Genomic DNA, 13,501 nt, shown 5'->3' with positions numbered 1-13,501 from the left:
TAACTAATATGGATAATAAAAATAATAATCTAAATAAAAAAAACCCACTAGTAATAGCATTAGGCGAATGTAGAACAGCTTTTTGGATAGTCTTTTGGTTTGCTTTTGTAATCAACTTACTAATGTTAATTACTCCTCTTTACTCACTACAAGTTCTTGATAGAGTCCTTGGAAGCGGTAATCTACAAACATTATTATTTTTATCAATAATAATCGCATATATTTATTTTGTTTACGGATTATTACAAATTGCTCGTTCTTTTACACTTATAAAGGTAGGAGAATGGCTTGATAGAACAGTAGCTCCCGTAATTTTTGCTTCTTCAATTTCTGCAGCTGCAACACGAGCAAATATGGGTTCTAGCCAATTATTACGTGATTTTCAAGCCGTCAAAACATTCCTAACAAGTACCGGAATTAATACTTTATTCGATGCCCCTTGGAGCCTTATCTATATTGCGGTTATTTTTTCAATTCATCCATATATCGGTCTTATTACCGTTTTTGGTGCAATGATAATAGTTTCAACCGCTTTCTTTAACGCTGCAGCTACTAATAAAACACTTGGTGAAGCTACCGAATTTTCGATAAAAGGTATGACACAAGCCGATATTGCAAACAGAAATGCAGAAGCAATTGAAGCAATGGGAATGATGAAGAATGTTACAAAAAATTGGCATAAATTTAACATATTAGCACTTGATAAGCAATCGGTTGCTAGCTATCGTAACGGTGTTATTTCTAACTTTTCAAGGTTTATCCGTAATATAATGCAAATGGCTGTTACCGGAGTCGGTGCTTACATTGTTGTAAAATCTCACAGTGCAGATATGACTCCCGGTAATATGATTATGAGTTCTATCATAGTCGGCAGAGCTCTTGCTCCTTTCGATAATGCTATTGATTTATGGAAAAGTATGAGCGGTGCTATTAAATCATACAAAAACATTAATAATTTATTTAACACTTATTCTTCTAGAGACGAAACGATGCCAATTCCGAACGTTGATGGTCATCTTACTGTTGAAAATATTTATTATGCTCACCCTATACCGCAATATTTACCGCAACCTCCTGTACCGAAATATATCTTAAAAGGCGTTAGTTTTGCAGTACAACCGGGCGAAGTTTTAGCAATTATCGGTCCTTCGGCTACAGGAAAATCAACTTTAGCTAAAATCATAGTCGGGGTATGGAAAGAATCATCAGGTTCCGTACGTTTAGATAGTGCTGAAATTTATCGTTGGAATAGAGAAGATTTCGGTAGACATGTCGGCTATCTTCCTCAAGGAATAGAACTTTTTAGCGGTAGTATTAAACAAAATATAGCTAGAATGGAAGAAGATGCCGATCCACAAAAAGTTATTGAAGCAGCTAAAATAGCCGGAGCTCATGAAATGATATTAAGATTCCCTGACGGTTATGATTCTGATATCGGTCCTGCAGGCTCTAATCTATCAGGTGGTCAAAGACAGCGTATCGGGCTTGCTAGAGCTTTTTACGGTAATCCAAAACTCATCATTTTAGATGAGCCTAATGCTAATTTAGATGAGGCAGGTGAAGTTGCACTTGCAAGTGCCTTAAAACAAGCAAAACTTAAAGGAATAGCAGTTCTTGTAATTTCACATAGACCATCCGTATTATCCGTTGTTGATAAAATTCTAATATTACAGGATGGAGCCGTTGCAGTTTACGGAACGGCAGAAGAGATTCAAAAACACTTTAAAACTTTAAAAAGCGATACAATTCATATTAATAACTAAAGTGTCATATCGTGACTTGATTGGCATTGTTGCATGGCTTCCAAATCATCATTGTGAGGGAACTTTAGTGAGCGTGGCAATCTCATGAATTCTATCGAGATTGCTTCGTCAATTACTACATCATGTCCTCGCAATGACGCAAAATACAAACAATACTGACTAAATATAATAATGATTAAATATTATGCAGGACTTAAAACACAATAAACCTCAAATTACTCCGGAACAATTAAAACAATTATTGTCCTTAAGAGAAGATGCGTTAAATCTTAAAGGTCAAAGTTCTAAACGTAAAGCTTTAATAAATACTACATTAAAGAAAACCTCTCATGCTATAGAATTCTTATTAGTAAAACTTGATAGGTTTGTTAATTTTATTACCAAGAAAACCGATAAAGATCGTAATAACGTAGCCCAAGCTGCAAGATCACCTATACTTTTCGGTATTTATGTTATGATCTTTTTAGTATTAATAGGTGGATTATGGTCGGCTCTTGCTCCGCTTGATAGTGGTGCTGTAGCTGTCGGTATCGTAATGCCAAGCACAAATAAAAAAACGATTCAACATCATGAAGGCGGAATAATCAATGCTATTTATGTGAAGCAAGGTGATAAAGTCAAAGAAGGCGATAAATTAATAGAGCTTGAAGAAACTAGAATAAAAAGCGAACATGAAAATATTCTTGGTCAGTACCGTAATTTTTTAGCAACTGAAAATCGTTTAATTGCCGAACGTGATAATTTAGAACAAATCGAATTCTCTGATTTTCTAATGCAGGATATCAATTTACCGGAAGTAGCTAAAATAATTCATACGCAGGAAAATTTATTTAGATCTAGAAAAGAAGTATATAACTCAGAGAAAGATGCATTACATCAAAATATTGCTCAACTTGAGAAAAAAATTGAAGGTTTAGAAGCAAAAAAAGTTGCCGCCTCCAAAACTGCTGAAGTTTATCAAGACCGTTTAAAAGCTTTAAGAACGTTAAAAGAAAAAGGCTTTGTAAAAAAAGCAGCCTTATTAGACCAAGAGGCAAAAGTTGCCGCTTCAAAAAGCGATGTTGCAACAACTGAAGCCGAAATAGCAGGAATACGCCATGCTATTACCGAAACTCAAATTAAAATTATAAATCAACAAAATAAATACACTGAACGGACTTTAACAGAGCTTTGTGAAGCTCAAGTACAAACCGCATCTCTTAAAGAAAAATATAATGCCCTGACAGATTCGCTTAATCGTGTGATAATCAGATCACCTGTTGACGGTATAGTTAATAATTTAAAATATCATACAATAGGCGGTGTTATAAGTCACGGACAACCTATTATGGAAATTTCGCCAACTAATGACCCATTAATAATAGAAGCAAAGGTATCTCAAAAAAACATTGACTCAGTACATGAGGGATTAGTTGCAAAAATACGTTTCAGTGCATTTAAATCAAGAATAACTCCAACATTTACCGGTAAAGTAGTAAGCATATCTCCCGATATCGTACAAGATGAAAGACAGCATCCGGGACAACAGCAAGATAATTATTATGTTGCAAGAGTTGAAATCGATATGGATGCATTTAACAAAGTTGCTAAAGTTAAAAATCTTGAATTACACCCCGGTATGCAAGCTGAGGTACAAATCGTAACAGGTACTAGAACACTACTTAGATATTTACTTGATCCCGTTACTGATACTGCATTTAAAGCTTTCAGAGAAAAATAGATAATTTGAAAATTTTAAGTTAGATAACTTTACGAAACCTAAATATTTACAATATTTATTAAAAATTCTTAATCCTTTATTGACTTTGAATCAAAAGCAGTATAGCTTATTTTGTAATCTAATTAATATACAAAGGTTATGTTAGGCTACGAAAAAGAACAACGAAGTTTAAATACAGAACAAAAACAAGCAGTCGGATTACTTTCTATAGGTACATTTCTAGAGTATTTTGACCTTATGCTTTATGTGCATATGGCGGTGCTTTTAAATAATTTATTTTTTCCGGAATATGATCCTTTCACTTTTTCGTTGCTTACTGCCTTTTCTTTCTGTTCTACCTATTTGCTAAGACCTATAGGAGCATTAATATTTGGGTATATAGGTGATCATTTTGGACGTAAGATTGTAGTTGTTTTAACTACCCTATTAATGGCTATTACTTGTGTGATTATAGGCAGCATGCCAACATATGCACAGATAGGTATAACAGCCTCTTGGGTTCTTACTATATGTCGTATAATTCAAGGTATGTCAGCAACTGCAGAAGCACGAGGTGCAGAGCTGTACTTAACCGAAAATTCATCTCCTCCTATACAATATCCATTAGTAACAATTATAACCGTATTTTCTGCCGTAGGCACTACGGTAGCACTAGGTATTGCATCAATTTTTACTAATCAAAATATTTATCACCATGAGTCAAGTTGGCGTATAGCCTTTTTCGTTGGTGCAACTATCGCTTTTGTAGGTACTATTGCAAGGACTAGTTTAAAAGAAGCAGAGGCATTTTCAAATAAAAGAAACAAATTAAAACTAAGACTTCAAGAAAATAATATTATGCTTGAAGAAATTGACAAAGATATTCTAGATCAAAAAGTTCCAAACACCACTTCTATTTGGTATTTCTTTATCCAGTGTGCTAGACCACCGTGTTTTTATTTCGTATATATATATTGCGGTGATATATTAAAAAGAGAATGTGGATTTACTCCAAATCAAATTATAAATCAAAATTTTTGGGTATCTATAATAGACTTACTCGGTATTATCGGTCTTGCATTTATTAGCTATAAAATCCATCCTTTAAAAATCCTAAAGGTAAAATTATATCTATTTTTTACCTCTCTCATTTTTTTTCCTATAATGTTAAATTATAACCCTACTCCTTTATATATTTTTATTTTTCAATGTTTAGCTGCATTATTCGTATTTGATCACGTACCAGCAGCTCCTATATTTTATAAATATTTTCCGGTTTTTAAGAGATTTACATATACTAGTATGCTAAGTGCAATAGCAAAATTATTTACTTATATTATAACGTCATTTGGTTTAGTTTATATTACCAATTATCTAGGATATTGGGGATTATTTTTAATTTTCATTCCGGTAGGTATAACTTTTTTTATGGGAGTAACTTATTTTGAGAAAATGGAAACGAATCGAAATTTATAATTTTATTAAAAGTAGAATTTATATTAAATTTTAAATTATTTTTATAACATTCAGCATATATAAGATCTGAAACTGAAGGTATTTCAAGTATTTCACTTAACACTAAAAAGCTTTTTAATGTCTCTGTAATTATTTTATGAGCTTTTTCAGGCGATTTTGCTTCCAAAGTTTGTAAATTATGTATTCTATCAAAAAGTTTTATAAGAGCAGTATCGTATCTTTTTTGTTTAATTAATAAAATAAGACTTTTCTCGCTACTTATTTTGCCCCAAGGTTTAATTCTAGTTAGACCTGCTACATGCCTTGCTACTTCTTCATCAAAAATATTGCGAATTATTTCTTCAGTAAGTTCAGTATCTTCAATAGTGTCATGAAGTAATGCAGCTTGTAGCATTCTAAAAGTAAAGAGTTTAGGCACTTCTTTTGCTACAAATTCCGCTACCATAATCGTTACTGCGATTGGATGAGAATAATAAGGGTCACCTGATTGACGCATTTGCTCACCATGATATTTACGAGCATAATAAATACCTTTTTGAACTTCTCTAATATCGATAGGTTGTTTGACTTGGGTATTTAAAAATAAAAGCCTTTCGATTAATTGATCTGAATATTTACAGCTTTCAAAATTTTTTTCCCAATATTCTATATCTTTCATACAATCGTCCCATTATATATATATATATTATTTTATTGGTTTTTTTGATGATTATCTTTTATATTTTCTTTTTAAAATCCAATTATTATTTATTAAAAATCTCTATATTTAATAAATTTTCTATTTCTAATGCTAAAAAATAACTATACTATATATTAAAAATAGTTTTTTACAAAGGTTTATATGTCATTCTTAACTATCACCTACATTTTTCTCATTAAAACAATATTGCTTTTTCGTCTGTATGGCTTAGGAAGTATTCTTTCGAGGGTTTTTTAAAAGAACATTACAAAATCTTTGACCAAAACAGCAGATTTTAGCTGTTATTATAGCATCTTTAATATTTGGGATTACATATTTTCAAGGCAGAATATATAGCTTTAAGCACTATATGCGGTTTTTTCTATGGTTATGCATATTAAAAACAGACAAAATATTATGCTCTGTGATAGTTCATTTCGGTCTAAATTTATGCCATGTATTATTATTTACTTATCCTGCTCTTAAAACTTTGTGAAATAAATGTAATTTTAATAGACAAAGTTATAGAGTTTTTTTATTTACAAATAGTAAACATAATAACTAAGTTTTATGAACAAAGACATCCCTACAGATTTATTACCTTCAGAATATGAGTTAGCAAGCTCTAGTAATGCTGCTTTGACCCTATTTTTAATGGAAGCAACCTTATTATTCTTGTTTGGTTATTGCTGCTACTGTTGTTTCAATAATGAGCCACACGATATGGGGCTTGAATTAATCGGTGATCACCACGAACATGATGAATAATATTTTTTAATTATTGCATGGTTCTTAATGTCATTCCTGCGAAAGGCTTGCCTACGTGGCTCGAAAATAGTCATTGCGAGGAAATTATGCAATAATTGATGAAGCAATCTCAGGAGTTTGTTATTATTTCATGAGATTGCCATGCAGTCTACGACTGCTCGTAATGACGGGGTGGTATCCACGCAGGCAATGCCCAACCTACAATTTACTTGGATCAAAGCTAAAATTAATCTCTTTCCAATGGTTAAAGCGTGCAGAGTCAAGGTTTTCGATAGGGCTTGCTTGCCATACCGCTCTAATTGCATTATCTGCCAAAGCTTCACAAACACTAGCCGGAATATTAGGACAGATTTTTTTGTTAACCTTTGCCTGCTCAACATTACCTGCTTTATCTAGCGTAATACTAATAATGACTTTTACCTTATTATTACCTCTAACTCCTGCCGGTACATTACTCCAATGTCTTTCAATCTGTCTTTTTATCAAAGATGTTTCACTATCGGAAAGAGGCAGCCCATCCGTATAAACCCCTTTAGCTTCTTGTGCATTATCAGCTTTTTTTGACCTTTGATGCTTATTGGATTTGACATTATCCCCTTCTGAAGATTGCTCTAAATGCTTCAGCAAAGAATCAAGCTCATCGGTTTTAGGCTCTTTTTTCTTCACATCTTTAGGTTTCTCAGCCGGTTTCGTTTCCTCTTTCTTTTCTTCGGGCTTCTTCTTTTCTTCTGCTTGTTTTTTTTCTTCTTCTTTAGGTTTTTCTTCCTTTACTTCTTCTTTCTTCTCAGGTAACGCTTCTTTTGCTTCTTCAGACTTTGGTTCTTCTATAGGTTTTTTCTCTTCTATTTTAGGCTTTGCTTCCATTGTTTTAGCCTCAGGCTCTTTTGCTTTTTCTTCTTTAGACAAATCTTGCGGTTCTTCTTTTGGCTTACTCTGCTCAGATTTTTTAGCGTCTTCGTTTTCTATAGGGGCTTCTTTTTGCTTTGTCTGAGTGATAATATTTGATTTATCGCTAACAGGTAACATTTCAAAAGTTATAGTTTGCTCTTCCGGTAATTGTTCAAAAAGTGACGGCATACCGAATAGAAAAAAATATAAAAGAAGTAAGTGCAGAACAATAGAGAAGCTAAGGAAAACCGTAAAATTATCCTTATTTTGATTACTTTTCATTATTTTCAATATTTGAAATAAGAGCTACACGAGAAAAGCCGGCAGCATGAATTTCGGCAACTATCTCTACTACCTGCCCATAAGAAACATTTCTATCGCCTCTTACAAAAATTCTAGCATCCTTTTTTTCTTTAGTGATATTTGCAAGCTTGTCGGTTAAATGCATTCTTTCTATTGGAATTTCAAGTAAGAAAATTTTGCCTTTATTATTGATAGTAACAACCAAAGGCTCATCCTGACCTGAAATCGGGCTTGAATTTGTCTCAGGCAAATCCACGTTTACTCCTGACACAAGCATTGGAGAAGTAATCATAAAAATAATTAATAGCACAAGCATCACGTCAACAAGCGGCGTAACGTTAATTTCGCTAACTACCGCTCTTTTACTTTTTCTATTACTTCCGGCAAGCTTTATAGCCATTACATTTTCTCCTGATCAATTGCCTTAGAAAGTATAGAGTTTAACTCACTAATAAAATCTTCAATCTTATTATTGATAAGAGTAATACGGGAAATCAGATAATTATAAAAAATTACTGCCGGAATAGCTGCAAATAAGCCTATCGCAGTTGCAAGTAACGCCTCAGCAATTCCGGGAGCTACTACAGCAAGAGAAGTATTTTTTGAAGTAGCAATCGATTGGAAGCTATGCATAATCCCCCAAACGGTACCGAATAAACCTACGAAAGGAGCACTTGATCCAACAGTTGCCAAGAAGCTTAAATTTTTCTCGAGCTTTTCGACTGCCCTATTTTGAGCTAAGTACATTGCACCCGTTATACGCTCTTTATGGTTGTTTTTTAAGCCTTCAGAAAGCCCTTTAGTGCTTAAGCTTTTACACTCATCCATAGCTGAGACAAAAATTAAAGCTAGCGGATTATTAACCGACCTCTTTATACTTTCATATAATTGCTCTAATACTCCACCGGACCAAAACACATTTTCAAATGCCCGCATGCTTTTCTGCACTTGCACTAGCTTAAATATTTTATCCAAAATAATAGCCCATGACCAAATAGAGGCAATAAGCAACATCAGCATAACTGACTTACCGATAATGTCGGAGGAGCTTATTAAAGAAAAAATCGATAAATGATCTTGCGTAATGACTTCTAAACCGTCGCTAATATTAGTATCTGCACTCATTGAATATATATTATTTAAATTATTCTAAAATTAAATAATATATTCATATTTTATTTTTGTCATTAGGTTATGTGAAAAATTTTAGTAATCAATTTAGTATGGCTTTTGAAAAACACTTCAGTGTCATACCGTGGCTTGACCACAGTATCCAGAAAACAACTAAAAATACTAATATTATTAGTATTTTAAACTGGATTCTGTGAATAAATCACGAGGTGACACATATTTTTAAACCATTAATTTAATATCTCTTGACTCATGTCAATTTTTCATATAAAATGCCGCTCTTAAATTTAATCTAAAGTTGCACATAAATTAATTCAATATTTAAAAAAACTTGAATCTATAGCTTTTGGTCCATGGCTTAATAAATACAAAATACAAACAATTATTTACCTCAGATGAATTAGAAACTGAGCTGTTTGATATAATCATTCAAACTCAAGAAAATAAAAAACATTTTAATAAAGAGTTATTTATATTATCTAATAACGTTATTGAGAGAGTAAAGAGAAGAGATAAAGCGATCAGAAGTTGCTGTTATTTTTTCTTCGGACTATAGAGCAAATTTATATTCTATATTTACTTGGTTAACTAACTTTCAGTTAGAACAATATGCTAGATTTATATTAAATCTTCCAAAGAATTATAAGGACTATGAAGATTATTTTTTACAAGAAAAACAACAAGACAGATATTCAAAAATCAAAGCTTTTAATAATGTTCAAGATAAGAAATTCTTGAGAAGATATTGCAATTTATCAAAGCACGAACAATCAAATAATTACCCATTGTTTCAAAAAAATACTTTAAAATTGCAAAAATATTTATATCCTTATGAATATAATACTGCAATTGATAAATCTGAATTTCTAGGTTCTGTAGATAGCTATTATAATTATTCTTGTGATAATATATAAAAATTATTTATTAATAAAACAATCATTTATTAAGAAAATTAATATGCTGAAATCAGAAAATATACAAAAATCCGATAAAGCTCCTAAAGTTATAAGTAAAGACACTTTTTTTAGACCTTATGGCCTTCCATCTTATTCTATTTACTATATGGATGACGGCACAACTATATATAGTGAATCTGAATCACCTTATTATTATGATAAAGTTAAAATGATAGGTCATGATACCGGATAATTTCATAAATATTTTACTGGATTTGGGTTTGAATAGACATTACTTAGAAAGAATTGCTTTGTGAGTTAATTGAGCCTCTCTATGTCATTCCTAGCTAGAAGCAGGAATCCAGTAATAAAAAGTTCATACACTGTAAGTTTTAATAATAATGCTATGTAAAATTTTAAACCTTTCCTATCACATTGTAGCAGTTCTTAAGCCCAACTAATACTAAATTATATTCATGAACAATGCAGAGCCTTCAATTACTTTTAAGCTTGATATTATCACGGTTTATAACACCCTCAATATATTATCAGAAAGTAACATAAGAAATTTTAGAAAAAACTTTTCCGGTCTTGATGTAGTAGAAATGGATAAAAACTTTTCATCTATACCAACTGTTGGTGCCGCTATAGAAGTAATGCATTATATATTTGGACATTTAAATAGTGAAAAATCTACAGTAAGTAGCAAGAAAGTTACAGAAATTAAGCATTCACTAATACATAAATTAATGCCTAATTATCCATATGAAAGTTACACAAATCATGAATTGTTGAAAAATTATGAAATAATACAGAGACCAGGCTTTTTTGAATATCAATTAGATGGTGAACTCATAAAATGGATGCCGGATAAAATCATTTCTATACCACCTGATACACTAACCAAAATTCAAATAATGAGTCTTGCCTTTCAATGTAGTATATTAAATAGGCACAATGAAGCTGCTAAAGAGATATTTAAATGTATAATTGCAGCAATAAATCTATATTTTAATTACTTTGCAAAAGAAGTTGAACAATATAGCAAATGTGCAGAATATCTACTCCCCGTACTAAAGCTTATTGAACCGGAATCTAAGCTTTAAATTACCCAAGCACTAGTACCGTATATAAAATCCAGCTTAGATTTGTCAGGTCAATTCTCTGATTTATTAATGGAAAATAAAAATTTTGAAGGGGTAAAAGCTTTACTTGAAGAATCTATTTTTTCGTTAAATACTCACACTGAAAATCAGGTTTTAGCCCAGTGGTATTATAGAACAGGGCGTGTTTATGAAGAAACCGGGAGCTATGATATGTCCACTAAATGTTATGAACATGCTTTTGTGCTTCTACCTACACATCCAACAGCAGCCTATCATTTATGGTCTAATTATAGAATACAAGGCAAATGTGATAAAATAATGACTTAATACAATATGTGCCGGTAGAATATATACAATACATTCTAGAAATGTTAACTAATCCATATGAAATTTCTTATAAGACGTTAGATGTAATAAAACAAATACCTTAGTTCCTTTCTATTCATCAATATATGATGGCTGTGAATACATGGCTTTTTATAACAGCCTTTCCAATAAAAAAATTAACAAAAACCAGCAATAAATATTAACCGCAAAACTAAAAGCAATTAGTGATACCCCAAACAACATACTTCTAACATTCTCACTTGCCCTATGTAGTAAGCAATTTAAAACGGCTTCTGATCTTTTAAATAAGATACCTGAGCATCAAATAAATTTGTATAAAAAGGCTATTATAAAACTTCGGAGTTACGTGGACCCAAATTATACGTTACCTCAAAATAATACTCTAACATCCAATGAAAAAACAGAGGTTCTTAACGCCGTTAATACCGGTTTAATAGCAGATAACGAGACTAAATTAACTTCTGAAAAATCTGAAAAGATTTTCCAAAATGTTGAAAATGCTCTGCAAAATGATTCTTGCCATGAAAACACTTTAGAAATTGGAGTAGTTACCGCCTTATTAAATAATAACCTAAAAAAGTACAAGAATATGCAAGTAAATGAAGTCAAAAAAACAAGAAGGGATTATTGCAAGCTATTCCCCCGATAATAAGCCAATAGAAAACTTAGAACAATTAACCCTTCAATATTATACAAAAAAAATCCATCAATATTATCAACTAAAAAAGAAACATGAATTTTATCTAGCCATTCAAAAGATTACCAACTTCAATAATAATTCTTGGAATATTCCTAAAGAAGGTCAAATTAAAATTGATAATCAGGAAGTAACAAAAGGTACGGATAAATTTCTTGGCAAATATAGAGGATTTGATTGTTACGGTACAATGTCTAAAAAAATCTATAACACCTTTGATAAAAGTAAAGTTACCTCTTTTGTTTCTGCTTTAAAAAAAGGAATAATATATCACAAACACGGAGTAACCGGAGTTAAACTTATTAAAGAAAATGCTTTTAAAGCTAAGTGGGACTGTGATGACTGATTATTTACGAATATATTATATTTTAATGAACAAGGGTTATTATTAAATGTTGATGAGTATGGTAACCATGCTGAAATAAAAAAGTTTATTAGCGGTCATCATTTGGAGTTTTATAATGTGGAGTGATTAACTTTAAGATTCTGCTTTGTTGTATGACTCGATTTTTATTGTCATTGCGAGGAAATTGCATAGCAATTGACGAAGCAATCTCAGGATATTTGACGAGATTGCTACGCAGCCTATGGCTGCTCGCAATGACGTGGTGGTATCCACGCAACAACGCCTCCTCGCAATGACGATATCTATATTTAATGAGCAATGCCTAAAACTTAGGATAATTTTGTAGTAGAACTTAAATAATCGTTGCCGTATTTCTCAATATAATCATCATATTTACCTTTAATTTACCTTTAAAATCAACAATCTTTTTCCTATGGGACAGAGCAATAATTCCGATCGTGCGTTACTAATATTACCGTACCATCAAAATCAATTAGAGATTTTTTAAGAGCTTCTCTTGACTCTATATCAAGATGGTTTGTCGGTTCGTCGAGTAGTAAAATATCGTGATTATTAAATAGACTTTGTACGAGTAATACACGAAAGCTTATAACCTTCTGACAACGCAGAAAGCGGCTCATAATGGTATTTTTCGGCTATTCCAAGACCTACAAGCAAGCTAGCTGCAAAAATTTCAGCAGTATAACCGTCATTATCGTATATTACCTGTTCAAGTTCACCAAACTTATACCCATCTTCATCGCTACATTCCTGCCGATTTAATATCTCTTCTTTTTCTTGTAAAGCTTTCCATAACTCCTTCTTCCCTGCTATTAAAAGAAACTGATCTTGTTTTAAACAACCTATTTTGGAGTTTTTTGGTATGTTAATCTCACCGAAAGCTGGCTCTTCTTCCTTAGTTAAGACTTTGAAAAAAGTTGTTTGACCTGCTCCGTTGGCACCTACTAAACCATATCGTTTATTGTTTTTAATATGCAAATTTACATCGGTAAATAGCATTCTTGTACCATAACTCATGGCTAAATCGTTTATAATAATCATATTTTTAGATGTCGTGGTTAAATGGTGTTATTGTATAGACACCTAATCGCCATTGTGAACAACTGCAGATCTTGTTGCACGGCTCGTTTTATGTCATTCCAGCGAAGGCGTTGTTGCATAGATACCGCCCTGTCATTACGAGCAGTCGTAGACTGCGTGGCAGTCCAAAACAATAATAAAAAATTCTGTAAATCAGAATTTTTTACTGGATTGCTGCGTCAAAACTTACAGTTTTTCCTTGCAATGACGACCTTCAGTATCCACACAACAAGACCTATGCAGGCATAACATAAGAGCCATGCGGGCAATGCCGAGCTTGTGGCAAGATTCATAAATGCT

Annotated in this window: 14 protein-coding genes and 2 pseudogenes; 10 read left to right on the top strand and 6 right to left on the bottom strand. The window is 32.1% G+C overall.

All coding sequences use genetic code 11. From position 1 onward, the window contains the following. Positions 1–8: 8 nt before the first annotated feature. The 3 genes from RPR_RS04510 to RPR_RS04500 all read left to right on the top strand — a co-directional run bounded on the left by RPR_RS04510 (position 9) and on the right by RPR_RS04500 (position 4,938). Positions 9–1,763: a type I secretion system permease/ATPase gene (locus RPR_RS04510; RefSeq protein WP_012736788.1), complete on the top strand. Its 1,755-nt coding sequence runs from the start codon at positions 9–11 to the stop codon at positions 1,761–1,763. A gap of 184 nt (positions 1,764–1,947) precedes the next feature. After that, on the top strand, positions 1,948–3,483 hold the full coding sequence (locus RPR_RS04505; RefSeq protein WP_012736787.1) for an HlyD family type I secretion periplasmic adaptor subunit: 1,536 nt from the start codon (positions 1,948–1,950) through the stop codon (positions 3,481–3,483). A 138-nt stretch (positions 3,484–3,621) separates the two neighbouring features. After that, a complete protein-coding gene (locus RPR_RS04500; protein WP_012736786.1) occupies positions 3,622–4,938 on the top strand; it encodes an MFS transporter in 1,317 nt (438 codons plus the stop codon). On the opposite strand, the gene RPR_RS04495 is transcribed toward RPR_RS04500, so the two are convergent. Further along, entirely contained in the window at positions 4,889–5,596 is a 708-nt protein-coding gene (locus tag RPR_RS04495) for an HD domain-containing protein (protein ID WP_012736785.1), read from the bottom strand. The genes RPR_RS04500 and RPR_RS04495 overlap by 50 nt on opposite strands. 313 nt (positions 5,597–5,909) lie before the next feature. Here RPR_RS04495 and RPR_RS09905 point away from each other — a divergent pair, with 313 nt between their 5' ends. Next, the gene (locus RPR_RS09905; protein ID WP_146603371.1) at positions 5,910–6,113 is read left to right on the top strand and encodes a CPBP family intramembrane metalloprotease; all 204 of its coding nucleotides are present in this window, start codon (positions 5,910–5,912) and stop codon (positions 6,111–6,113) included. A gap of 74 nt (positions 6,114–6,187) precedes the next feature. Then, positions 6,188–6,385, top strand: coding sequence for a hypothetical protein (locus tag RPR_RS04485; protein WP_085065694.1), 198 nt, complete (start codon positions 6,188–6,190; stop codon positions 6,383–6,385). A gap of 198 nt (positions 6,386–6,583) precedes the next feature. Here RPR_RS04485 and RPR_RS04480 read toward each other — a convergent pair whose 3' ends face one another. From RPR_RS04480 to tolQ, 3 genes are read right to left on the bottom strand one after another with little or no spacing between them, the layout of a single operon-like run. Continuing rightward, a complete protein-coding gene (locus RPR_RS04480) occupies positions 6,584–7,555 on the bottom strand; it encodes a periplasmic protein TonB, links inner and outer membranes (RefSeq protein ID WP_012737085.1) in 972 nt (323 codons plus the stop codon). Further along, the gene (tolR, locus tag RPR_RS04475; RefSeq protein ID WP_012736784.1) at positions 7,545–7,976 is read right to left on the bottom strand and encodes a protein TolR; all 432 of its coding nucleotides are present in this window, start codon (positions 7,974–7,976) and stop codon (positions 7,545–7,547) included. Before tolR ends, RPR_RS04480 begins: the two co-directional genes overlap by 11 nt. Continuing rightward, the gene (gene tolQ, locus RPR_RS04470; protein WP_012736783.1) at positions 7,976–8,701 is read right to left on the bottom strand and encodes a protein TolQ; all 726 of its coding nucleotides are present in this window, start codon (positions 8,699–8,701) and stop codon (positions 7,976–7,978) included. The genes tolR and tolQ overlap by 1 nt, the downstream gene beginning before the upstream one ends. A 963-nt stretch (positions 8,702–9,664) precedes the next feature. On the opposite strand from tolQ, the gene RPR_RS04455 reads away from it, so the two are divergent. The 5 genes from RPR_RS04455 to RPR_RS04440 all read left to right on the top strand — a co-directional run bounded on the left by RPR_RS04455 (position 9,665) and on the right by RPR_RS04440 (position 12,100). Then, positions 9,665–9,856, top strand: a complete 192-nt coding sequence (locus RPR_RS04455; protein ID WP_085065812.1) for a hypothetical protein — start codon at positions 9,665–9,667, stop codon at positions 9,854–9,856. Between the two features lie 223 nt (positions 9,857–10,079). Further along, complete coding sequence (locus tag RPR_RS09100) at positions 10,080–10,709, top strand: hypothetical protein (protein ID WP_228368803.1); 630 nt, start codon at positions 10,080–10,082, stop codon at positions 10,707–10,709. Between the two features lie 42 nt (positions 10,710–10,751). Then, positions 10,752–11,036 carry a tetratricopeptide repeat protein gene (locus RPR_RS09095; protein ID WP_228368802.1) on the top strand — a complete coding sequence of 95 codons (285 nt, stop codon included), beginning with the start codon at positions 10,752–10,754 and terminating at the stop codon, positions 11,034–11,036. Positions 11,037–11,232: 196 nt separating this feature from the next. Then, the gene (locus RPR_RS04445) at positions 11,233–11,706 is read left to right on the top strand and encodes a hypothetical protein (protein ID WP_228368914.1); all 474 of its coding nucleotides are present in this window, start codon (positions 11,233–11,235) and stop codon (positions 11,704–11,706) included. After that, positions 11,657–12,100: a hypothetical protein gene (locus RPR_RS04440; RefSeq protein WP_187145778.1), complete on the top strand. Its 444-nt coding sequence runs from the start codon at positions 11,657–11,659 to the stop codon at positions 12,098–12,100. The genes RPR_RS04445 and RPR_RS04440 overlap by 50 nt, the downstream gene beginning before the upstream one ends. A gap of 156 nt (positions 12,101–12,256) precedes the next feature. Here the strand turns inward: RPR_RS04440 and RPR_RS08170 are convergent. After that, positions 12,257–12,402 (bottom strand): annotated as a pseudogene (locus RPR_RS08170) (polysaccharide polymerase); the annotation flags it as partial. A 514-nt stretch (positions 12,403–12,916) separates the two neighbouring features. Next, positions 12,917–13,162 (bottom strand): annotated as a pseudogene (locus RPR_RS09900) (ATP-binding cassette domain-containing protein); the annotation flags it as partial. Positions 13,163–13,501 lie beyond the last annotated feature (339 nt).

Origin of the sequence: Rickettsia peacockii str. Rustic (assembly GCF_000021525.1) — a bacterium.
GTDB classification, from domain to species: Bacteria; Pseudomonadota; Alphaproteobacteria; order Rickettsiales; family Rickettsiaceae; genus Rickettsia; species Rickettsia rickettsii.
This window is presented reverse-complemented; position numbering and strand designations above follow the sequence as displayed.

Coding starts and splice junctions, on each gene's coding strand:
- RPR_RS04495 (WP_012736785.1), bottom strand. CDS start 5,596: ATGAAAGATATAGAATATTGGGAAAAAAATTTTGAAAGCTGTAAATAT.
- RPR_RS04440 (WP_187145778.1), top strand. CDS start 11,657: ATGAAGTCAAAAAAACAAGAAGGGATTATTGCAAGCTATTCCCCCGAT.
- RPR_RS04485 (WP_085065694.1), top strand. CDS start 6,188: ATGAACAAAGACATCCCTACAGATTTATTACCTTCAGAATATGAGTTA.
- tolR (WP_012736784.1), bottom strand. CDS start 7,976: ATGGCTATAAAGCTTGCCGGAAGTAATAGAAAAAGTAAAAGAGCGGTA.
- RPR_RS04455 (WP_085065812.1), top strand. CDS start 9,665: ATGCTGAAATCAGAAAATATACAAAAATCCGATAAAGCTCCTAAAGTT.
- RPR_RS04500 (WP_012736786.1), top strand. CDS start 3,622: ATGTTAGGCTACGAAAAAGAACAACGAAGTTTAAATACAGAACAAAAA.
- RPR_RS04480 (WP_012737085.1), bottom strand. CDS start 7,555: ATGAAAAGTAATCAAAATAAGGATAATTTTACGGTTTTCCTTAGCTTC.
- RPR_RS04510 (WP_012736788.1), top strand. CDS start 9: ATGGATAATAAAAATAATAATCTAAATAAAAAAAACCCACTAGTAATA.
- tolQ (WP_012736783.1), bottom strand. CDS start 8,701: ATGAGTGCAGATACTAATATTAGCGACGGTTTAGAAGTCATTACGCAA.
- RPR_RS04505 (WP_012736787.1), top strand. CDS start 1,948: ATGCAGGACTTAAAACACAATAAACCTCAAATTACTCCGGAACAATTA.
- RPR_RS09100 (WP_228368803.1), top strand. CDS start 10,080: ATGAACAATGCAGAGCCTTCAATTACTTTTAAGCTTGATATTATCACG.